This is a genomic window from Pseudomonas sp. PSE14 (assembly GCF_029203285.1).
Lineage (GTDB): Bacteria > Pseudomonadota > Gammaproteobacteria > Pseudomonadales > Pseudomonadaceae > Pseudomonas.
The window spans coordinates 5,245,664-5,264,833 of record NZ_CP115669.1 but is presented as its reverse complement, the minus strand read 5'-3'; the positions used below and the strand labels follow the sequence as shown (position 1 = coordinate 5,264,833).

The 19,170-nt window shown below is 66.2% G+C and carries 18 protein-coding genes; 13 read left to right on the top strand and 5 right to left on the bottom strand.

Annotation, left to right across the window (positions count from 1 at the left end; all coding sequences use genetic code 11):
• Positions 1-49 precede the first annotated feature (49 nt).
• The 3 genes from asd to O6P39_RS24185 all read right to left on the bottom strand — a co-directional run bounded on the left by asd (position 50) and on the right by O6P39_RS24185 (position 3,401).
• Positions 50-919, bottom strand: a complete 870-nt coding sequence (gene asd / locus O6P39_RS24195; protein ID WP_275608911.1) for an archaetidylserine decarboxylase — start codon at positions 917-919, stop codon at positions 50-52.
• A gap of 3 nt (positions 920-922) precedes the next feature.
• Positions 923-1,738: a thiosulfate sulfurtransferase gene (gene rhdA / locus O6P39_RS24190; RefSeq protein ID WP_275608910.1), complete on the bottom strand. Its 816-nt coding sequence runs from the start codon at positions 1,736-1,738 to the stop codon at positions 923-925.
• 136 nt (positions 1,739-1,874) lie between these two features.
• Positions 1,875-3,401: an HDOD domain-containing protein gene (locus tag O6P39_RS24185; RefSeq protein WP_275608909.1), complete on the bottom strand. Its 1,527-nt coding sequence runs from the start codon at positions 3,399-3,401 to the stop codon at positions 1,875-1,877.
• 121 nt (positions 3,402-3,522) lie between these two features.
• On the opposite strand from O6P39_RS24185, the gene motA reads away from it, so the two are divergent.
• Together motA and motB are read left to right on the top strand one after the other, a co-directional pair.
• A complete protein-coding gene (gene motA / locus O6P39_RS24180) occupies positions 3,523-4,374 on the top strand; it encodes a flagellar motor stator protein MotA (protein WP_275608908.1) in 852 nt (283 codons plus the stop codon).
• A 3-nt stretch (positions 4,375-4,377) separates the two neighbouring features.
• A complete protein-coding gene (gene motB, locus O6P39_RS24175; RefSeq protein ID WP_275608907.1) occupies positions 4,378-5,424 on the top strand; it encodes a flagellar motor protein MotB in 1,047 nt (348 codons plus the stop codon).
• Between the two features lie 47 nt (positions 5,425-5,471).
• Here the strand turns inward: motB and rsgA are convergent, their stop codons facing one another.
• The gene (rsgA, locus tag O6P39_RS24170) at positions 5,472-6,503 is read right to left on the bottom strand and encodes a small ribosomal subunit biogenesis GTPase RsgA (protein WP_275608906.1); all 1,032 of its coding nucleotides are present in this window, start codon (positions 6,501-6,503) and stop codon (positions 5,472-5,474) included.
• An 89-nt stretch (positions 6,504-6,592) separates the two neighbouring features.
• On the opposite strand from rsgA, the gene orn reads away from it, so the two are divergent.
• Positions 6,593-7,135 carry an oligoribonuclease gene (gene orn, locus O6P39_RS24165; protein ID WP_275608905.1) on the top strand — a complete coding sequence of 181 codons (543 nt, stop codon included), beginning with the start codon at positions 6,593-6,595 and terminating at the stop codon, positions 7,133-7,135.
• Positions 7,136-7,235: 100 nt separating this feature from the next.
• Here the strand turns inward: orn and queG are convergent, their stop codons facing one another.
• Positions 7,236-8,297: a tRNA epoxyqueuosine(34) reductase QueG gene (gene queG / locus O6P39_RS24160; RefSeq protein ID WP_275608904.1), complete on the bottom strand. Its 1,062-nt coding sequence runs from the start codon at positions 8,295-8,297 to the stop codon at positions 7,236-7,238.
• A gap of 160 nt (positions 8,298-8,457) precedes the next feature.
• Between queG and O6P39_RS24155 the strand changes: the two genes are divergently transcribed.
• The 10 genes from O6P39_RS24155 (at position 8,458) to O6P39_RS24110 (ending at position 19,154) form a co-directional block, all read left to right on the top strand.
• Positions 8,458-9,960 carry an NAD(P)H-hydrate dehydratase gene (locus O6P39_RS24155; protein WP_275608903.1) on the top strand — a complete coding sequence of 501 codons (1,503 nt, stop codon included), beginning with the start codon at positions 8,458-8,460 and terminating at the stop codon, positions 9,958-9,960.
• On the top strand, positions 9,948-10,415 hold the full coding sequence (gene tsaE / locus O6P39_RS24150; protein WP_275608902.1) for a tRNA (adenosine(37)-N6)-threonylcarbamoyltransferase complex ATPase subunit type 1 TsaE: 468 nt from the start codon (positions 9,948-9,950) through the stop codon (positions 10,413-10,415). Before O6P39_RS24155 ends, tsaE begins: the two co-directional genes overlap by 13 nt.
• A gap of 8 nt (positions 10,416-10,423) precedes the next feature.
• Positions 10,424-11,854 carry an N-acetylmuramoyl-L-alanine amidase AmiB gene (amiB, locus tag O6P39_RS24145; RefSeq protein ID WP_275608901.1) on the top strand — a complete coding sequence of 477 codons (1,431 nt, stop codon included), beginning with the start codon at positions 10,424-10,426 and terminating at the stop codon, positions 11,852-11,854.
• A complete protein-coding gene (gene mutL / locus O6P39_RS24140) occupies positions 11,851-13,761 on the top strand; it encodes a DNA mismatch repair endonuclease MutL (protein ID WP_275608900.1) in 1,911 nt (636 codons plus the stop codon). Before amiB ends, mutL begins: the two co-directional genes overlap by 4 nt.
• Before the next feature lie 98 nt (positions 13,762-13,859).
• On the top strand, positions 13,860-14,825 hold the full coding sequence (gene miaA / locus O6P39_RS24135) for a tRNA (adenosine(37)-N6)-dimethylallyltransferase MiaA (protein WP_275608899.1): 966 nt from the start codon (positions 13,860-13,862) through the stop codon (positions 14,823-14,825).
• A 105-nt stretch (positions 14,826-14,930) separates the two neighbouring features.
• The gene (gene hfq / locus O6P39_RS24130; RefSeq protein ID WP_015479145.1) at positions 14,931-15,179 is read left to right on the top strand and encodes an RNA chaperone Hfq; all 249 of its coding nucleotides are present in this window, start codon (positions 14,931-14,933) and stop codon (positions 15,177-15,179) included.
• Between the two features lie 12 nt (positions 15,180-15,191).
• Complete coding sequence (gene hflX / locus O6P39_RS24125) at positions 15,192-16,493, top strand: ribosome rescue GTPase HflX (protein WP_275608898.1); 1,302 nt, start codon at positions 15,192-15,194, stop codon at positions 16,491-16,493.
• Between the two features lie 95 nt (positions 16,494-16,588).
• Positions 16,589-17,758 (top strand): FtsH protease activity modulator HflK, encoded by a 1,170-nt coding sequence (gene hflK, locus O6P39_RS24120; RefSeq protein WP_275608897.1) that lies wholly within the window; start codon positions 16,589-16,591, stop codon positions 17,756-17,758.
• Positions 17,758-18,627 (top strand): protease modulator HflC, encoded by an 870-nt coding sequence (gene hflC / locus O6P39_RS24115; protein ID WP_275608896.1) that lies wholly within the window; start codon positions 17,758-17,760, stop codon positions 18,625-18,627. The genes hflK and hflC overlap by 1 nt, the downstream gene beginning before the upstream one ends.
• Positions 18,628-18,968: 341 nt before the next feature.
• Positions 18,969-19,154, top strand: a complete 186-nt coding sequence (locus O6P39_RS24110; protein WP_037012084.1) for a DUF2065 domain-containing protein — start codon at positions 18,969-18,971, stop codon at positions 19,152-19,154.
• Positions 19,155-19,170 lie beyond the last annotated feature (16 nt).

The window sequence follows — 19,170 nt, the reverse complement described above, 5'->3', positions numbered from 1 at the left end:
AAGCAGTGGCGGGCGGCTCGTTGGCCGCCCGCCTTATGGAAAGCGGGCGTCAGCCCTGGCGCGCGCCACCCAGGCGCTGGCCCATGCGGACCGGGCTGGTGGCCGCGAGGTTCTCGGCCCAGCTGACCTGCTCGGGTCCGAACAGCACGATGGCGGTGGAGCCCAGCTTGAAGCGGCCCAGTTCGGCGCCTTTCTCCAGGTGGATCGGCGCGCGGGCGGCTTCCCCGTAGGAGAAGGTCTTCAGCTCGCGCTTGGGCGGAGTCACCAGGCCGGCCCAGACGGTCTCGATGGAGGCGACGATCATCGCGCCCACCAGCACCACGGCCATCGGTCCACGCTCGGTGTCGAAGATGCACACCACGCGCTCGTTGCGGGCGAAGAGTTCCGGCACCTGCTCGGCGGTGAGCTGGTTCACCGAAAACAGGCGACCCGGCACGTAGACCATCTCGCGCAGGGTGCCGGCCAGCGGCATGTGCACGCGGTGGTAGTCCTTGGGCGACAGGTAGACGGTGGCGAACTCGCCGCCCATGAAGGGCGCGGCGCGCTCGGCGTCGCCGCCCAGTAGTTCCATCAGGCTGTAGCTGTGGCCCTTGGCCTGGAACACGCGGCCGTGCTCGATCGGGCCGAGCTGGCTGATGGCGCCGTCGGCGGGGCTCAGCACGCTGCCTTCACTCTCGTCCAGCGGACGGGCGCCGTCTTTCAGGGCGCGGGTGAAGAAGGCGTTGAAGTGCTCATAGGCGCGCAGGTCCTCGACCTGGGCTTCGCGCATGTCCACCTGGTAGCGGCGGGCGAACCAGGGAATCAGGCGATCCTTGAACCAGGGCGCGCGGCATTCGGCGGCGCAGCCGATCAGGCGCGACAGCAGGTGATGCGGCAGCAGGTACTGGGCGAGGATGAACAGACGATCTTTGAACGACATTCCTTAAACCTCTACAGGGGTGTCGGGGTGGTTGCCCCATTCCGACCAGGAGCCGGCGTAGCCCTTGACCCGCGGATAGCCGAGGGCCTTGGCCACCAGGTAGGTGAAGCCGGAGCGGTGGTGGGTCTGGCAGTGGGTGATCACTTCCTTGTCCGGGGTGATGCCCAGGTTCTTCAGAATCTGCGGCATATCGGTACGGATGCGCAGGGCGCGGGCCGGGTCCATGCCGGCGGTCCATTCGAAATTGACGGCGCCGGGCACGTGCCCGCCCTTGGCGGCGAGGACTTTCTGCCCGCTGTACTCGCTGGGGTTGCGCGCGTCCCAGATGGCCAGGTCGGCAGCGCCCAGGCGGCTTTGCAGGTATTCGCGGGTGGCGGTGGGCTCGTCGTGCAGGGTCAGCGGCAGCGGGCCGCCGACCGGCGCCGGGACCTCCTGACTCAGCGGCAGGCCATCGGCCAGCCAGGCGTGCAGGCCGCCGTCGACGTAGTGGTACTGGTGGTGGCCGATCACGTCCAGCAGCCAGATGAAGCGGCCGGCCCAGCCGCCGCCTTCGTCGTCGTAGACCACGTAGACGGCATCGGGGTTGTGGCCCAGCTCGCCGAACAGCGCTTCGAGGTCGGCCTTGGCCGGCAGCAGGCCGGGCGCCGGGGTGCCGCCCAGCTGGGTGCGCGCCGGGGCGACGAAGCGGGCGCCGGGGATGTGGCCTTCGGCGTAGCGCGCGGCGCTGGTCAGGTCGACCAGGATCAGTTCGGCGGCGTCGAGACGGCTGGCGAGGTCAGCCGGTTCGATCACCAGGGGCAGAGCGGAGAAGGCGGACATGTCGAGTCTCCCGGTACGGCGGATGGCCCGCCATGATGATGGAGGCGGCGTGAGCTGGCGGCCCTGGGCTGCCCATTGAGGGGCGTTAGTCTAAAGGGGACGCAAGTGTACCGGAAATCCCGGCAATCGCCGCGACTCAGGAGGCGCCGCGGGACATCTGCCGGACGGCCTGTTCGATGCACTGCGCTGTGCGGCTGAAGGCCTGGGCGTGGAGGTCGCCCAGCGGCTGGCCGTTACGGTCGACCGCCAGCAGCATGACCACCCGGCTGCCGTTGCCCAGCGAGCGCAGCAGCAGGTGTTCGCTGGGCAGCAGCGCCTTCAGAGCGCCGGGCAGCACGGCGGAAAAGTCGGCCATGTTCGCCGGGCTCAGGCGCAACTGTCCGGGCTGTTGCAGGAGCTTGCGCAGCAGCGGGCTGGCGGCGACTTCCAGCTTGAGCTCGCCGGCCTCCACCGCGAGCCCGAAGTGCCGGCGCGCCTGCAGCCAGTTGCCACCCTTGTCGGCCAGCAGGATCAGGCCGCGTTGCAGCCCGCAGGCCTGCAGCGCCGATTCGGCGCAGTCGAGCAACTGCAAGGCATTGCCGAACGGGCTGGGTGTCTGCAGCAGGCGCGCGCAATGCTGGCGCCATTGGGCGAGGGTGTCGGGTGCCTTGGCCGGCTCCTCGGGCTTCGGGCCGTTGAGCCAGCGGCGCGCATCCCAGGGCCAGAGCAGGGCTTCGGCCGGGTGCCAGAGCTGCGGCCGGGCGTGCCGGCGGGCACTCTGCGCGGCCAGGCCGTGGACGGTCTGCTGCAGTTCTTCCAGCGGCATTTGCAGGTAGAGGCTGGTCAGGCGTTGCCAACGCAGCATGTGTACGCCACCCCAGGATTGGTGGGCGGCCGTCGCCAGGCTGTTGGCCAGCAGGATGGTGTTGGCCGGGCGGGTCAGCCAGCGTTGCAGTTCCGGGTCGGCATCCAGGCGCTGTTGCTGGCCCAGTGGCTGGGTTTCGGTGTGGGCCACGTGCAGGGCGCGCACCAGCAGGCGCTTGTCATCGCTGAGTAGCGCGTAGCCCTGGGCGACCCATTCCGGCAGCCGCCAGCGCTCGGCCAGCGCTCGGCACAGCGGCAGCAGGCGGGTGCCGAGCAGCTCCTGCTCGACTTCGCTGCTGCAGCGGCCCAGGCCGTAGACCTGGCGCTGCCAGGTCTCCAGCAATTCCGGTTTAACCGTGGCCAGCGCCCACAACGGCGCCAGGGTGAACAGGCTGCCCCAGTGGATTTCCTGCCAGAGCCGCGCCAGGCGGTTGGCGAACAGGCCGCTGGCCTGCTGCATGGCGTGGCGGCTGATCAGCAGCAACTGGCTCAGTGCGCGGGGCATCTGTGCCTCGGGCAACGCCGGCAGGCGATCGAGCAATTGGGTGACGCGCGCCAGTCCCAGACGATTGAGTGCGACTTCCAGGCTTTCCGCCGGATTGTCCTGGGCGCTCTGGGCGCGGTTGGCCTCGCGCAGGATGGCCAGGGCCAGGGTCGGACAGTCCTGCAGCAGGTCGGAGATCTCGCGGATCGAGCGACGACTGTCGTTCAGCGCCCGGCGAATCTCGTCGCGGTGCTCCTGGGGGACGGGCAGCGGCAGCTCTTCCAGGAGGGAGAGCCATTCCGCGAGACGCTCTGGGGTAGGCACGGGTTTGGGCATGCGTGAGGCGCCGAACTGGTTTTTAGTGTTTTCGGCCTATAGTCTTGCCCGAAATCTCCGATAACAACAGGGAGGCGGGAATCATGCCTCTCATTCTGTTCACAGTTTCAGTCCGGTCCCCATGTCAAAAATCATCGGCATCATCGTCATCCTGGGCAGCGTACTCGGCGGATATCTGCTCTCCGGCGGCAAGATCGCGGCCATCATCCAGCCGTTCGAAGTGCTGATCATCGGCGGTGCGGCCCTGGGCGCCTTCCTCCAGGCGAACCCGGGCAGCACCTTCATGACGGTGCTCAAGAAGGCGCCGAAGATGTTCAGCAACCGCTTCACCCACACCTTCTACCTGGAGGTGCTGGGCATGCTCTACGAGGTGCTCAACAAGAGCCGCCGCGAGGGCATGATGGCGATCGAGGCGGACGTCGAGGATCCGGGCGCCAGCCCGATCTTCAGCAAGTACCCGGCGGTGCTCAAGGACGACCGCATGACCGCCTACATCTGCGATTACCTGCGCATCATGTCCTCCGGCAACATGGCGCCCCATGAGCTGGAAGGCCTGTTCGACATGGAACTGGGCAGCCTCAAGGAAGACCTGGAGCATCCCGCCCACGCGGTAACCCGTGTCGCCGACGGCCTGCCGGGCTTCGGTATCGTCGCCGCGGTGCTCGGCATCGTGATCACCATGGCGCTGCTCGGCCAGGGCAGCCAGGCCGAGATCGGCCACCACGTTGCCGCGGCGCTGGTGGGTACCTTCCTCGGTATTCTCGCCGCCTACGGTTTCGTCGGCCCGCTGTCCAACGCCCTGGAGCATGACGCCAAGGAAGAGCTGAACCTCTACGAAGCCATCAAGGCCTGCCTGGTCGCCTCCGCCTCGGGCATGCCGCCGTCGCTGGCCGTGGAGTTCGGCCGCAAGGTGCTGCTGCCGGCGCATCGTCCCAGCTTTGCGGAGCTGGAGCAGGCTGTGCGCGGTCGCTAAACGATGGATAACAACCAGCCGATCATCGTCAAGCGCGTCAAGCGCTACGCCGCCGGCCACCATGGCGGTTCCTGGAAGATCGCCTTCGCCGACTTCGCCACCGCCATGATGGCGTTCTTCCTGGTGCTCTGGCTGCTGTCCTCGGCCACGCCGGAGCAGAAGAAGGCCATCTCCGGTTACTTCCAGGACCCGATCGGTTTCACCGAGAGCGCCAGTCCCTATGTGATCGACCTGGGCGGCACGCCGACGCCGGCGCCGGACAAGACCCTGAACCCGCAGGTTCAGGCGCAGCCCGAGGCGGACGAAACCCGCGTCAGCCCGCAGGACGAGGCCAAGGTCAACCCCGAGCAGGCGGAGAACATCGCCGAGAAGCTGGAGAAGGAGCGCCTGGAGCTGTTGCTGCAGGAGCTGCAGAACAAGGTCGACGAGAACCCCACGCTCAAGCGCTTTAAGGACCAGATCCTGTTCGAGATCACCCAGGACGGCCTGCGCATCCAGATCGTCGACTCGGACAATCGGCCGATGTTCGACCTGGGCAGCGCGCGCCTGCAGCCGTACTTCGAGGACATCCTGCTGGCGCTGGCCGAGACCATCAAACAGGTGCCGAACAAGATCAGCATCAGCGGCCACACCGATGCCAAGCCGTACGCCGGCAATGGCGAGTTCGGCAACTGGGAGCTCTCCGCCAACCGCGCCAACGCCGCGCGTCGCGCGCTGGAGGCAGGCGGTTATCCGGAAGACCAGATCGCCCGCGTGGTGGGCTATGCGTCGTCGGCGCTGTTCGACCGCGACAAGCCGCTGAACCCGGTGAACCGCCGCATCGACATCATCGTCCTGACTAAGAAGGCCCAGCGCGCCATCGAAGGCCAGGACGGCGGGGCCGACAAGCCCGCCGCTGGTGCCGCTGCGCCGGTAGCACCCGCTGGTGCACCTGCCCAGCCGGCAGCCGGGCAGGGTGAGCCGTTGCCGGCGGACCAGTTGAAGCAGAAGCTCAATCTGTTCGACGACGGCGGGACGCTGAAGCTCGACGAGCTGAACAAACAGCAGTGAAGTCTGCGACGAAACGAAAAGGCCAGCTGGAAAGCTGGCCTTTTCGTTTAGTACTCGTCTTCCGGAAGGCTGGCGAGGATGTGCCGGTAGCTGGCCATCCGTTGCGGCGAGACACGCCCATCTTCCAGCGCCTTGAGCAGCGCGCAGCCCGGCTCGCGGTCGTGCTTGCAGTCGCGGAAGCGGCAGTGGCCGAGCAGGTCGTGGAATTCGATGAAGCCGGCTTCGACATCGTCGCGGCTCACATGGACCAGGCCGAATTCGCGGATACCGGGGGAGTCGATCAGGTCGCCACCGGCGGGGAAGTGGAACAACCGCGCGGTGGTGGTGGTGTGGGTGCCCTTGCCGGTGACTTCCGAGAGGTCGCCGACGCGGGTGTCGACGCCGGGCAGCAACGCGTTCACCAGGGACGACTTGCCGACCCCGGACTGGCCGACGAACACGCTGACGTGCTCGTTCAGCGCGGCGCGCAGGGAGTCCATCGCCAGGCCGTTGAAGGCCGAGACCTCCAGCAGCGGATAGCCCAGCTCGCGGTAGGTGCTCAGCAGGCTATCGATGAAGGGGGCGTTTTCCTCGTCGATCAGGTCGGCCTTGTTCAGCAGCAGCAGCGGCTTGATGCCGGCGTGCTCGGCGGCCACCAGGTAGCGGTCGATCAGGTTGGCGTGGGGTTCCGGGCGTGGGGCGAAGACGATCACGATGCGATCGACGTTGGCCGCCACCGGCTTGAGTACGCCGCGCATGTCCGGACGGCACAGCTCGGAGGTCCGCGGCAGTTGCGCGACGATCACGCCGATGCCCTGGTTGCCGGGGCGCCAGACCACCTGGTCGCCGGTCACCAGCGTCGGCAGGTTGGCGCGCAGGTGGCAGCGGAACACCTGGCCCGCGTGGTCGCCTTCCTGCGCCTCGACTTCCACCTGCACCCCGAAGTGGGCAATCACCTGGCCGGTCTGCTCCGGGCCGAGGTCGCCGCCTTCCAGTTCCTCCAGGACGCGCGATTCGCGCTTGGCCGCGCGGGCAGCGCGCTCTTCCTGGACTTTTTCGATCCGCCAGCTCTGCCGGCGGGTGAGGTGACGCTTGGCCATAGGGTATCCACAGGGAAAATCGCGCCGCAGTTTAGCATGCAGGAGTGCGCTTCCCGCTAAACTAGAGGGCTGAGCTGAGGAGCCCCATCATGCAGAACCCACAGAACCTGATCTGGATCGACCTGGAAATGACCGGTCTGGACCCGGACAAGGATGTCATCATCGAGATGGCGACCATCGTCACCGACAGCAATCTCAACATCCTCGAGGAAGGCCCGGTGATCGCGGTGCACCAGAGCGAGGCGCTGCTCGCCGGCATGGACGAGTGGAACACCCGCCAGCACGGCCAGTCCGGCCTGACCCAGCGCGTGCGCGAAAGCACCATCTCCGCCGCCGAGGCCGAAGCCATGACCCTGGCCTTCCTGGAGAAGTGGGTGCCCAAGCGCAGCTCGCCGATCTGCGGCAACAGCATCTGCCAGGACCGCCGCTTCCTCTACCGCCACATGCCGAAGCTGGAAGGCTACTTCCACTACCGCAACCTGGACGTCTCCACCCTCAAGGAACTGGCCGCGCGCTGGGCCCCGCAGGTGCGTGATGGCTTCAAGAAAGGCAACACCCACCTGGCCCTGGACGACATCCGCGAGTCCATCGCCGAGCTGCGTTACTACCGCGAGCACTTCATCAAGCTCTGACCGACGTAGTTCTGCTCTTTGTAGGAGCGAGCCTGCTCGCGAACAACCTCCGCTGCGGGGCTGTTCGCGAGCAATCTCGCTCCTACGAAAAGCCTTCGCATCAAACGTTGTGCCGGCCCAGCGCCCACTCCACATGTTCGCGCACCAGTTCCGAGGGGAACTCCCGTCGCGCCTTCAGCGCTTCGATCACCGGAATCGTGGAGGGGGCGTTGCCCAGTCCCACCGCCAGGTTCCGCAGCCAGCGTTCATAACCGGCACGCCGCAACGGTGAGCCTTCGGTGCGGCTGAGGAATTCTTCCTCCGTCCACAGGAACAGCTCCGCCAGCTCGGCGTTGTCCAGACTGTGGCGCGGTTGGAAATCGCCCTGATCGGTGGCGCGGGCGAAGCGGTTCCACGGGCAGACCATCTGGCAATCGTCGCAGCCGAAAACGCGGTTGCCGATCAGCGGGCGCAAATCTTCCGGGATCGCGCCTTTCAGCTCGATGGTCAGGTAGGAAATGCAGCGCCGCGCGTCCAGCACATAGGGTGCGACGAAGGCCGCCGTCGGGCAGATGTCCAGGCAGGCCGAACAGCGCCCGCAGTGTTCCGTACCGTGTGGCGGGTCGATCGGCAACGGCAGGTCGGTGAACAGCTCGCCGAGGAAGAAGTAGCTGCCGGCCTTGCGGTTGAGCACCAGGGTGTTCTTGCCGATCCAGCCCAGGCCGGACTGCTCGGCGATGGCCTTCTCCAGTACCGGCGCGCTGTCGACGAAGGCGCGGAAGCCGAACGGGCCGATCTTCTGCTGGATGCGTTCGGCCAGCTGCTGCAGGCGCTTGCGGATCAGCTTGTGATAGTCGCGGCCCAGGGCGTAGCGCGAGACGTAGGCCTTCTCCGGGTTGCCCAGTACCTGCGCCATGTGGGTGTCGCCGGGCAGGTAGTCCATGCGCAGCGAGATCACCCGCAGCGTGCCGGGTACCAGTTCGTCCGGCCGCCAGCGCTTGCTGCCGTGGGCGCCCATATAGTCCATCTCGCCGTGGTAGCCCGCTTCCAGCCAGCGCTGCAGGTGCGCGCCGTGCTCTGCAAGGTCGAGGCCGGCGATGCCGACCTGCTGGAAGCCGAGTTCGCGCCCCCAGTCCTTGATGGAGCGGGCGAGGTCTTCATAGTCGAGCGTCGAATCGTGCATGGGGAGCGGGAAAGCGCAGTCCGGGTAGGTATAATTCTGCCAGACCTTGCCGGCGCCGGCCCGTCCGCGCGCCAGGAGTCCGTTCGAAAACTGCTGCGCGTCGGCATGGCGGCGCTAGGAACAGGCTCCAAGGCGACACATTCCGCCGCCCGGAAAAGCGATGACTGCCCATCCCCACGACGATCTGCCCCTGAATCTTTACAGCGCGCAACAGGTGCGCGACCTCGACGCACGCCTGATCGCCGCCGGCACCCCCGGCTTCGAACTGATGCGTCGCGCCGCCCATGCCGCCTGGCGCGCCTTGCGCCGGCGCTGGCCTGATGCGGGTGAAATCACCGTGCTGGCCGGCCATGGCAACAACGCTGGCGACGGCTACCTGATCGCCGCCCTGGCCCTGCGCGCCGGCTGGCGCGTGCGGGTGCTGGCGGTGGGGGATACCTCGCGCCTGTCCGGCGACGCCGCCTCCGCCCATGGCGAGGCGCGTGCGGCGGGTGTGGATATCGAAGGCTGGAGCGATCGCTCCGAGCTGCGCGGCGTGCTGGTCGACGCCTTGCTCGGTACCGGTCTCGGTGGCACGGTGCGCGAGCCCTATGCCTCGGCCATCGCGGCGATCAACGCCAGCGGCCTGCCGGTTCTGGCGGTGGATATCCCCTCCGGCCTCAGTGCCGATACCGGCCAGGTGCTGGGTTGCGCCGTTCGCGCCGATCTGACCGTGACCTTCATCGGTCTCAAGGTGGGGCTGTTTACCGCAAGCGGGCCGGACCAGTGCGGCGAATGGGTATTCGACGGCCTGGACGCCGAGCCGGCGCTGATCCCCGATGACTGCGTTGCTCGCCGTCTCGCGCCTGCCTCCTTGCCGCGTCTGGCTGCGCGCCCGAAGGCCGCGCACAAGGGCCTGTTCGGCCATGCGCTGGTGATCGGCGGCGATACCGGAATGGGTGGCGCGGTCCTGCTGGCCGCCGAGAGCGCGCTGCGCTGCGGCGCCGGGCTGGTGTCCCTGGCTACCCGTGCAGCCCATGTGCCCGCCGCCCTGGCCCGTCGCCCGGAGCTGATGGCGCGCGGCGTTTCCTCGTCTGCCGAACTGCTGCGCCTGGCCGAGCGGGCCAGCGTGCTGGTGGTGGGGCCGGGCGTTGGCCGCGAGGCCTGGGGGCGCGTGCTGGTCAGTGCGGCGGCCAGCCTGGAGCGAACTCAGGTCTGGGATGCCGATGCCCTCAATCTGCTGGCGGAGGGCCTGGTTTCGCGCCCGTCCGGCGACTGGGTGATGACCCCGCATTCGGCCGAGGCGGCTCGACTGCTTGGCCTCTCCACCGCCGAAGTCCAGGCCGACCGGCCGAAAGCCGCCCATGCGCTGGCGCAGCGTTACCAGGCGGTTGTGGTGCTCAAGGGTGTCGGCAGCCTGGTCGCCGCTCCGGACGGGCGGCTGGCGCTGTGCAGCCACGGCCATCCGGCCATGGCGGGCGCCGGGCTGGGCGATGTGCTCTCCGGCATCCTCGGCGCGCTGCTGGCGCAGGGGCTGCCCGCTTATGATGCGGCCTGCCTGGCCGTCTGGCTCCACGCCTGCGCCGGCGAGTCGCTCGGTCCGCTGGGGCGGGGGCTGGCCGCCACCGATATGATTCCTGCCGTTCGTCAGTTGCTCGAGGAGCTCAGCCCATGCCTGAACTGAATCTGTTCGCCGAAGGCGAAGAGGCCATGTACGACCTTGGCCGCCGTATCGCCGAGGCGACCGGCGGGCGCGGGGTGATCTATCTGCACGGCGACCTGGGCGCCGGCAAGACCACGCTGTCGCGCGGTATCCTGCGGGGGCTGGGCCACGGCGGGGCGGTGAAAAGCCCCACCTTTACCCTGGTCGAGCCCTACGAGATTGGCGACATTCGTGCCTTTCACTTCGACCTGTACCGCCTGGCCGACCCGGAGGAGCTGGAGTTCCTCGGCATCCGCGACTACTTCGAGGGGGATGCCCTGTGCCTGATCGAATGGGCTGAACGGGGCACAGGCATTTTGCCAAAGGCCGACATGGACATTACCATTAGTCCCCATGCGGGCGGTCGCATGCTGCGCCTGAAGCCGCAAGGTATGCGGGGCGAAGCCTGGTGTGCCGCCCTGGCCACGGGAGCATGAGAAAAAAGATGGGTTGGGGGTTGCGCCTGCGGGCGTTGTTTACGGGGATGACTGTTTTGCTGGCAATGATTGCCGGCGAGGCTTTTGCCACCACGCAAATCAAGAGCGTCCGCATCTGGCGGGCTCCAGACAACACCCGGCTGGTGTTCGATCTTTCCGGGCCGGTGCAGCACAGCCTGTTCACGCTCAGTGCGCCCAACCGCATCGTCGTCGATATCAATGGCGCCCAGATGTCCACGGCGCTGGACAAGCTCAAGCTCAATAACACGCCGATCACCTCGGTGCGCGCCGCCCAGCGCTCGCCCACCGACCTGCGCCTGGTGCTGGACCTGAAGAACCCGGTCACACCCAAGAGCTTCGTGCTGGCGCCGAACCAGCAATACGGCAACCGCCTGGTCGTCGACCTGTACGACCAGGGCGCCGACATCGCGCCGGACGTTCCCGCCACGCCGACACCGAACGTACCCGCCGCGCCGGTCAGCCCCGTCCAGTCGGTGACCAAGATTCCTGCGCCCAGCAGCGGCGGCAAGCGCGACATCGTCATCGCCATCGACGCCGGTCATGGCGGTGAAGACCCGGGAGCCCTCGGCCCGAATGGCCTGCACGAGAAGAACATCACCCTGGCGATCGCCCGTGAACTGCAGCGCCAGATCAACCAGATGAAAGGCTTCCGCGCGGAGCTGACCCGCACTGGCGACTATTTCATCCCGCTGCGCGGGCGTACCGCCATCGCCCGCAAGAAGGGCGCCGACCTGTTCGTCTCCATTCACGCCGACGCCGCGCCCAGCCGCAGCGCCTTCGGTGCATCGGTGTTCGCCCTGTCCGATCGTGGTGCGACCTCCGAGACTGCGCGCTGGCTGGCCGACAGCGAAAACCGTTCCGACCTGATCGGCGGTGACGGCGGCGTGAACCTGGACGACAAGGACAAGATGCTCGCCGGTGTGCTGCTCGACCTGTCGATGACCGCGACCATGTCCTCCAGCCTCGACGTTGGCCACAAGGTGCTGACCAACGTCGGCCGGGTGACCTCGCTGCACAAGCGGCGCGTGGAACAGGCCGGCTTCATGGTGCTGAAGTCCCCGGACATCCCGTCGATCCTGGTGGAAACCGGTTTCATCTCCAACCCCAATGAATCGCAGAAGCTCTCCAGCGCCTCGCACCAGCAGGCCCTGGCGCGCTCCATTGCCGGCGGTGTTCGCCAGTACTTCGTGCAGACGCCACCGCCGGGCACCTACATCGCCTCGCTGCGCGATGGCGGCCAGCTCCCCACCGGCCCGCGTGAGTACGTCGTGCGCAGTGGTGACAGCCTGGCGATGGTTGCCAGTCGCTTTGATGTCAGCACGGCCTCGATCCGCAGCGCCAATTCGCTCAAGAGCGATGAGCTGAAGATCGGCCAGGTGCTGAAAATTCCGGGCACCTCCCTGGCGTCGCAGCAATGAGTGATGTGCGCCGTATCCAGCTGCTGACCCCGCGGCTGGCTAACCAGATTGCCGCTGGCGAGGTGGTCGAGCGACCCGCCTCGGTCATCAAAGAGCTGCTGGAAAACTGCCTCGACGCTGGCGCCAAGCGCATCGACGTCGAGGTCGAGCAGGGTGGTGTGAAGCTGCTGCGGGTGCGTGACGACGGCAGCGGCATTCCTGCCGAGGACCTGCCGCTGGCCCTGGCGCGCCACGCCACCAGCAAGATCCGCGAACTGGAAGACCTGGAACGGGTGATGAGCCTGGGTTTCCGTGGCGAAGCGCTGGCTTCGATCAGCTCTGTATCGCGTCTGACCCTGACGTCCCGTACCGCCGATGCCGAACAGGCCTGGCAGGTCGAGGTCGAGGGCCGCGACATGGAGTCCACCGTGAAGCCGGCGGCCCATCCGGTGGGCACCAGCATCGAAGTGCGAGACCTGTTCTTCAATACTCCCGCGCGGCGCAAGTTCCTGCGTGCCGAGAAGACCGAATTCGATCACCTGCAGGAAGTCATCAAGCGCCTGGCCCTGGCCCGCTTCGACGTGGCTTTCCACCTGCGCCACAACGGCAAGACCATCCTCTCGCTGCACGAGGCGAAGGACGAAGCGTCCCGCGCCCGCCGCGTGGGCGCCGTGTGCAGTTCCGGTTTCCTCGAGCAGGCCATGCCCATCGAGGTCGAACGAAACGGCCTGCACCTGTGGGGCTGGGTCGGCCTGCCGACCTTCTCCCGCAGCCAGCCGGACCTGCAGTACTTCTATGTGAATGGCCGCATGGTGCGCGACAAGCTGGTCGCCCACGCGGTGCGCCAGGCTTATCGCGACGTGCTGTACAACGGCCGTCATCCGACCTTCGTGCTGTTCTTCGAGGTCGATCCGTCGGTGGTGGACGTCAACGTGCACCCGACCAAGCACGAAGTGCGTTTCCGCGATAGCCGCATGGTCCACGACTTCCTCTACGGCACCCTGCACCGGGCGCTGGCCGAAGTGCGACCGGACGACCAGCTGGCGCCGCCGGGCGCCACCACCCTGACCGTGCCGCGCCCCACTGGCGCCGCCGCTGGCGAGTTCGGTCCGCAGGGCGAAATGCGCCTGTCGGAAACCGTGCTGGAAGCTCCGGCCGCCGCGCGTGCCTGGCAGCCCAGCCCGTCCTCGGGCGGCTCTGGTGGTTCGGGCGGTGGTGGCTACAGCTATTCGCAGTCGCGCCCGGAGATGCCGCCGATCCAGGAAGCCCAGGGTGCCTACAAGGCCTACTTCGCGCCGCTGCCCGACCAGCCGCCGCAGGCGCTGCCGGAAAGCAGCCAGGACGTGCCGCCGCTGGGCTACGCCCTGGCCCAGCTCAAAGGCATCTATATCCTCGCCGAGAACGCCCATGGGCTGGTTCTCGTGGACATGCATGCCGCCCACGAGCGCATCACCTACGAGCGCCTGAAGACCGCCATGGCTAGCGAAGGCCTGCGCGGCCAGCCGCTGCTGGTGCCGGAGTCCATCGCCGTCAGCGAGCGCGAGGCGGATTGCGCCGAGGAACACGGCAGTTGGTTCTCCAAACTGGGCTTCGAACTGCAGCGGCTCGGCCCGGAAACCCTGGCGATCCGCCAGATTCCGGCGCTGCTCAAGCAGGCGGAGGCCACCCAGCTGGTGCGCGATGTGCTCGCCGATCTGCTGGAGTACGGCACCAGCGACCGCATCCAGGCGCACCTCAACGAGTTGCTTGGCACCATGGCCTGCCACGGCGCCGTGCGCGCCAACCGCCGGCTGACCGTGCCGGAGATGAATGGTCTGCTGCGTGATATGGAAATCACCGAGCGCAGCGGCCAGTGCAACCACGGTCGCCCGACCTGGACGCAACTGGGGCTCGACGAACTGGACAAGCTGTTCCTGCGGGGCCGCTGATAAATCCCGTAAGGTGACGTTCAGCTTTCTGCAGTAAACTGTGCGCCAAACGATTCAGCAGCGCGCAATAACCAGCAGTACGTCATAACGAGCCCCCGATGTCCTCCCTGCCTCCCGCGATTTTCCTCATGGGCCCCACCGCCGCCGGCAAGACCGACCTGGCGCTGGAGCTGGCGCGCCTGTTGCCGGTGGAGCTGATCAGCGTGGATTCGGCGCTGATCTACCGCGATATGGACATTGGCACCGCCAAACCCTCGCGTGAGGTGCTGGCCGAGTTTCCGCACCGCCTGATCGACATCCGCGACCCCAGCGAAGCCTACTCGGCGGCGGAATTCCGCGCCGACGCCCTGGCGGCGATGGCCGAGATCACCGCAGCCGGGAAGATCCCGCTGCTGGTCGGCGGCACCATGTTGTATTTCAAGGCATTACTGGAAGGCCTGGCCGACATGCCCAGCGCCGACCCTGCGGTGCGCGCCGAACTGGAAGCCTGGGCCGAGGCCGAAGGCTGGGGCGCCCTGCACGCGGAGCTGGCGCGAGTAGACCCGGAGTCGGCCGCGCGCATCCATCCGAACGACCCGCAACGCCTCACTCGGGCACTGGAGGTGTACCGCGTAAGCGGTATGTCCATGACTGCACATCGCCAGCGCCAAGCGAGTGAAAATGCGGGTTTCGGCGCGCAAGGCGGCGGGCAATTGCCGTATACTGTCGCCCATCTGGCGATTGCGCCTCTGCAACGACAGGTACTGCACGCGCGTATCGCGCAACGATTTGACCAGATGCTGGAACAGGGCTTCATCGCCGAGGTCGAACGCCTCCGCGCAAGAAATGACTTGCATGCGGGGCTGCCTTCCATACGGGCGGTGGGTTACCGACAGGTATGGGATTACCTCGAGGGCAAACTGTCCTACGCTGAGATGGTGGAGCGCGGCGTCATCGCCACGCGGCAACTGGCGAAGCGCCAGTTCACCTGGCTGCGTAGCTGGAGCCATCTACACTGGTTGGACAGCCAGGCAAGCGACAATTTGCCGCGTGCCTTGAAATACCTTGAGGCGGTCTCCATATAGGCTCGAGACCTTAATTTCGGCCGTCTATCCTTGGGGTTCAGGACGGCGTTAAGCCAAATTCACTACTACTAAATCAGTTTTTTACCCTTACAAGGAGTGCGGCATATGTCAAAAGGGCATTCGCTACAAGACCCTTACCTCAATACCCTGCGCAAAGAACGCGTCCCGGTTTCCATCTATCTGGTCAACGGCATCAAGCTGCAGGGCCAGATCGAATCCTTCGACCAGTTCGTGATTCTGCTGAAAAACACTGTCAGCCAGATGGTCTACAAGCACGCCATCTCCACCGTTGTTCCTAGCCGTCCGGTGCGTCTGCCCAGCGGTGATCAGCCGGCCGAGCCGGGCAACGTTTGACGGGAGTCCGCCTTGTTCTTTGAGCGCCCGGGTGGTGGGGAACGGGCCATTCTGGTCCATCTGGAAGGTCAGGACCCCGAGGCGCGCGAAGACCCGCAGGAGTTCCAGGAGCTGGCACGTTCGGCGGGTGCGGAATCGGTTGCTTTCGTCAACATTTCGCGCCACCAGCCTTCAGCCAAGTACCTGATCGGCAGCGGCAAGGTCGAAGAGTTGCACGACCTCGTCCATGCCGAGAAGGTCGAGCTGATCATCTTCAATCACACCCTCACTCCGAGTCAGGAGCGCAACCTCGAGCGAGCGCTCGAATGTCGCGTGCTCGACCGGACAGGGTTGATCCTCGATATCTTCGCCCAGCGTGCGCGTACCCACGAGGGTAAGTTGCAGGTTGAGCTCGCCCAGCTCGAACACATGAGCACCCGCCTGGTGCGCGGCTGGACTCACCTTGAGCGCCAGAAGGGCGGTATCGGTCTGCGTGGCCCGGGTGAAACCCAGCTGGAAACCGACCGCCGTCTGCTGCGTGGGCGCATCCGCCAGATCAAGTCGCGCCTGGAGAAGGTTCGCAGCCAGCGTGAGCAGGCCCGTCGCGGCCGCCGTCGCGCGGAGATCCCTGCGGTATCCCTGGTCGGCTATACCAACGCCGGCAAATCCACGCTGTTCAACGCGCTGACCACTTCCGAGGTCTATGCCGCCAACCAGCTGTTCGCCACCCTCGACCCGACCTTGCGCCGCCTGGAACTGGATGACGTGGGGCCGATCGTGCTGGCGGACACCGTGGGTTTCATTCGCCACCTGCCGCACAAGCTGGTGGAGGCGTTTCGGGCTACCTTGGAAGAGTCGAGCAATGCCGACCTGTTGCTGCACGTGATCGACTCCCACGAGCCGGAGCGTGATGCGCAGATCGAGCAGGTGCTGGCGGTATTGCAGGAAATCGGCGCCAATGAGCTGCCGATGCTCGAGGTGTACAACAAGATCGACCTGCTGCCGGACATGCAGCCGATGATTCAGCGCGACGAACTCGGCAAGCCCGTCCGGGTCTGGGTGTCGGCGCGCGATTCGCTGGGGCTGGAGTTGGTGGAGGAGGCGATCGCCGAATTGCTGGGGGAGGACATGTTCGTGGGAACGCTCTGCCTTCCGCAGCGCCTGGGACGACTTCGTGCTCAGTTCTTCGAGCTGGGTGCGGTACAGTCCGAGGGGCATGACGAGCAAGGACGCGCCGTGTTGCAGGTTCGCCTGCCGCGTGTCGAGTTGAACCGCCTGGTCAGTCGCGAAGGCTGGCAGCCGGCGGAGTTCATTGCGCAACACACTTTGCAATAAAGCCTGGAACGCTGCTTTTGGCAGCGGCGGGGGCATTCGGTAGCATGGGTGGGCGCGCCGTAGGCGCGTTTTCGCGTTATCAGATGGAGAGCGCTATGGCTTGGAACGAGCCGGGTGACAACTCGAACAAGAACGATCAGGACCCTTGGGGTGGACGCCGTGGTGGCGGTCGCCAGGGCCCGCCTGATCTGGATGAAGCCTTCCGCAAGCTGCAGGACAGCCTGAACGGCATCTTCGGCAAGCCCAAGCGTGGCAGTGGCACCGGCGGTGGCGGCGGCAGGGGCGGCAGCCTGGGGCTGTTCGGCATCGGCCTGGGCATCCTCGCCGTGCTGTGGCTGTACAACGCCATTTACGTGGTGGACGAACAGGAGCAGGCGGTGATCCTGCGCTTCGGCAAGTACCACGAGACCGTGGGCCCCGGCCTGAACATCTACTTCCCGCCGATCGACAAGAAGTTCCAGGAGAACGTCACCCGCGAGCGTGCCTACAGCAAGCAGGGACAGATGCTCACCGAGGACGAGAACATCGTCGAGGTGCCGCTGACCGTGCAGTACAAGGTCAGCAACCTGCAGGACTTCGTGCTCAACGTCGACCAGCCGGAAGTCAGCCTGCAGCACGCCACCGAGAGCGCACTGCGCCACGTGGCGGGCTCCACCACCATGGACCAGATCCTCACCGAAGGCCGTGAGCAGATGGCCACCGAGGTGCGGGAGCGTCTGCAGCGTTTCATGGATACCTACAAGACCGGCATCGCCGTGACCCAGGTGAACATCCAGAGCGCCGCCGCGCCGCGCGAGGTGCAGGAAGCGTTCGACGACGTGATCCGTGCCCGCGAGGACGAGCAGCGCGAGAAGAACCAAGCCGAAGCCTACGCCAATGGTGTGGTGCCCGAGGCCCGTGGCCAGGCGCAGCGCATCATCGAGGAGGCCAACGGCTACCGCGATGAAGTGGTGTCCCGTGCCCAGGGTGAGGCGGATCGCTTCACCAAGCTGGCCAGTGAGTACCACAAGGCGCCGGAGGTCACTCGCCAGCGTCTGTACCTGGATACCATGCAGGATGTCCTCAGCCAGAGCAGCAAGGTGCTGGTCACCGGCCAGCAGGGTCAGAACAACCTGATCTACCTGCCGTTGGACAAGATGATGGACGGCCGTGGTTCGGCAACCCCGAGCAGTACGCCGAGCACGACCAGCAGCGCGCAAGACATCGGTTCGCGGGTGGCCAACGACCTGCAGCAGCGTGACATGCGTACCAGGGAGAGCCGCTGATGAGTAACAAGTCTCTGATTGCCCTGATCGCTGCCGTCGTTGCCGCGGTTGCGCTGTGGAGCACCGTCTACGTCGTCCAGCAGACCGAGCGCGCCGTGCTGCTGCGCTTCGGTCGCGTGGTCGATGCTGATGTGAAGCCGGGTCTGCACTTCAAGATTCCGTACGTCAACCAGGTGCGCAAGTTCGACGGCCGCCTGCTGACCCTGGATTCGCCGACCCAGCGCTTCCTGACGCTGGAGAAGAAGGCGGTGATGGTCGACGCCTACGCCAAGTGGCGCGTCTCCGATGCCGAGCGCTTCTACACCGCGACTTCCGGCATGAAGCAGATCGCCGACGAGCGTCTGTCTCGTCGTCTGGAGGCAGGTCTGCGTGACCAGTTCGGCAAGCGCACCCTGCACGAGGTGGTTTCCGGTGAGCGTGACGCGCTGATGGGTGACATCACCGCTTCGCTGAACCGCATGGCGCAGAAGGAGCTGGGCATCGAGGTCATCGACGTTCGCGTCAAGGCCATCGACCTGCCGAAGGAAGTGAACCGCAGCGTGTTCGAGCGCATGAGCACCGAGCGTGAGCGGGAAGCCCGCGAGCACCGCGCCAAGGGTCGCGAATTGGCCGAAGGTATCCGCGCGGATGCCGATCGTCAGCGCCGCGTGCTGCTGGCCGAAGCCTATCGCGAATCGGAAGAAACCCGTGGTGATGGCGATGCCAAGGCGGCGGCGATCTATGCCAAGGCCTACACCGCCGATCCGGAGTTCTACGCCTTCACTCGCAGCCTCAAGGCTTACCGCGAGAGCTTCGCGGACAAGAAGGACGTGCTGGTGCTCGATCCGAGCAACGACTTCTTCCGCTACCTCGAAAAAGCTAAACCGTAAGGGTCCGTCGACGCTTCGTCGTGATCGCGCCGAGCCCCGTGTTGCGAGTTGTCCGGATGCTCAATCGAGCCTCGGGCGCCGCGCAACACGGGGTTCGTCCCTTTGGGTTGCGCGTCAAATCACACCATGCGTCGTTGCGGGACTAGGCAAGGGCCGGCCATTGCCGTCGCCCCGCGTCTAGCCTGGCGTGATTTGTCGCGGCAACGCGATTCACGCCGAAACATCAACGGACCCTTGTAACTCTCCGGCGGGCGGCAGCGCCCGCCGGAGAAATCGTGTTATCATGGGTCAGCCGGGAAATCCCGGCTTTTTTGCGTCCGCTAGATTCATGTACGAGAGCCATGTGGCAGGAATTCGGCAAAGCGTTCTGTCTGTTGCTGGTGCTGGAAGGCATCCTTCCGTTCCTGTATCCGCGTGGTTGGCGCGACGCCGTGAGCGGGCTCGGTCGTTTGGGCGACCGCAGTCTGAGACTCATCGGGCTGGGCAGCATGCTGCTCGGCACCGTCCTTCTTTACTGCATTCATTGAAGTGCCGCCCGGCTGA

Bases quoted from the DNA above. Each gene is read 5' to 3' on its own strand.
- orn (WP_275608905.1), top strand. From the start codon at position 6,593: ATGCAGAACCCACAGAACCTGATCTGGATCGACCTGGAAATGACCGGT.
- queG (WP_275608904.1), bottom strand. From the start codon at position 8,297: ATGCACGATTCGACGCTCGACTATGAAGACCTCGCCCGCTCCATCAAG.
- asd (WP_275608911.1), bottom strand. From the start codon at position 919: ATGTCGTTCAAAGATCGTCTGTTCATCCTCGCCCAGTACCTGCTGCCG.
- O6P39_RS24110 (WP_037012084.1), top strand. From the start codon at position 18,969: ATGTGGCAGGAATTCGGCAAAGCGTTCTGTCTGTTGCTGGTGCTGGAA.
- hflC (WP_275608896.1), top strand. From the start codon at position 17,758: ATGAGTAACAAGTCTCTGATTGCCCTGATCGCTGCCGTCGTTGCCGCG.
- motA (WP_275608908.1), top strand. From the start codon at position 3,523: ATGTCAAAAATCATCGGCATCATCGTCATCCTGGGCAGCGTACTCGGC.
- hfq (WP_015479145.1), top strand. From the start codon at position 14,931: ATGTCAAAAGGGCATTCGCTACAAGACCCTTACCTCAATACCCTGCGC.
- motB (WP_275608907.1), top strand. From the start codon at position 4,378: ATGGATAACAACCAGCCGATCATCGTCAAGCGCGTCAAGCGCTACGCC.
- hflK (WP_275608897.1), top strand. From the start codon at position 16,589: ATGGCTTGGAACGAGCCGGGTGACAACTCGAACAAGAACGATCAGGAC.
- tsaE (WP_275608902.1), top strand. From the start codon at position 9,948: ATGCCTGAACTGAATCTGTTCGCCGAAGGCGAAGAGGCCATGTACGAC.
- rsgA (WP_275608906.1), bottom strand. From the start codon at position 6,503: ATGGCCAAGCGTCACCTCACCCGCCGGCAGAGCTGGCGGATCGAAAAA.
- miaA (WP_275608899.1), top strand. From the start codon at position 13,860: ATGTCCTCCCTGCCTCCCGCGATTTTCCTCATGGGCCCCACCGCCGCC.
- amiB (WP_275608901.1), top strand. From the start codon at position 10,424: ATGGGTTGGGGGTTGCGCCTGCGGGCGTTGTTTACGGGGATGACTGTT.
- mutL (WP_275608900.1), top strand. From the start codon at position 11,851: ATGAGTGATGTGCGCCGTATCCAGCTGCTGACCCCGCGGCTGGCTAAC.
- O6P39_RS24155 (WP_275608903.1), top strand. From the start codon at position 8,458: ATGACTGCCCATCCCCACGACGATCTGCCCCTGAATCTTTACAGCGCG.
- rhdA (WP_275608910.1), bottom strand. From the start codon at position 1,738: ATGTCCGCCTTCTCCGCTCTGCCCCTGGTGATCGAACCGGCTGACCTC.
- O6P39_RS24185 (WP_275608909.1), bottom strand. From the start codon at position 3,401: ATGCCCAAACCCGTGCCTACCCCAGAGCGTCTCGCGGAATGGCTCTCC.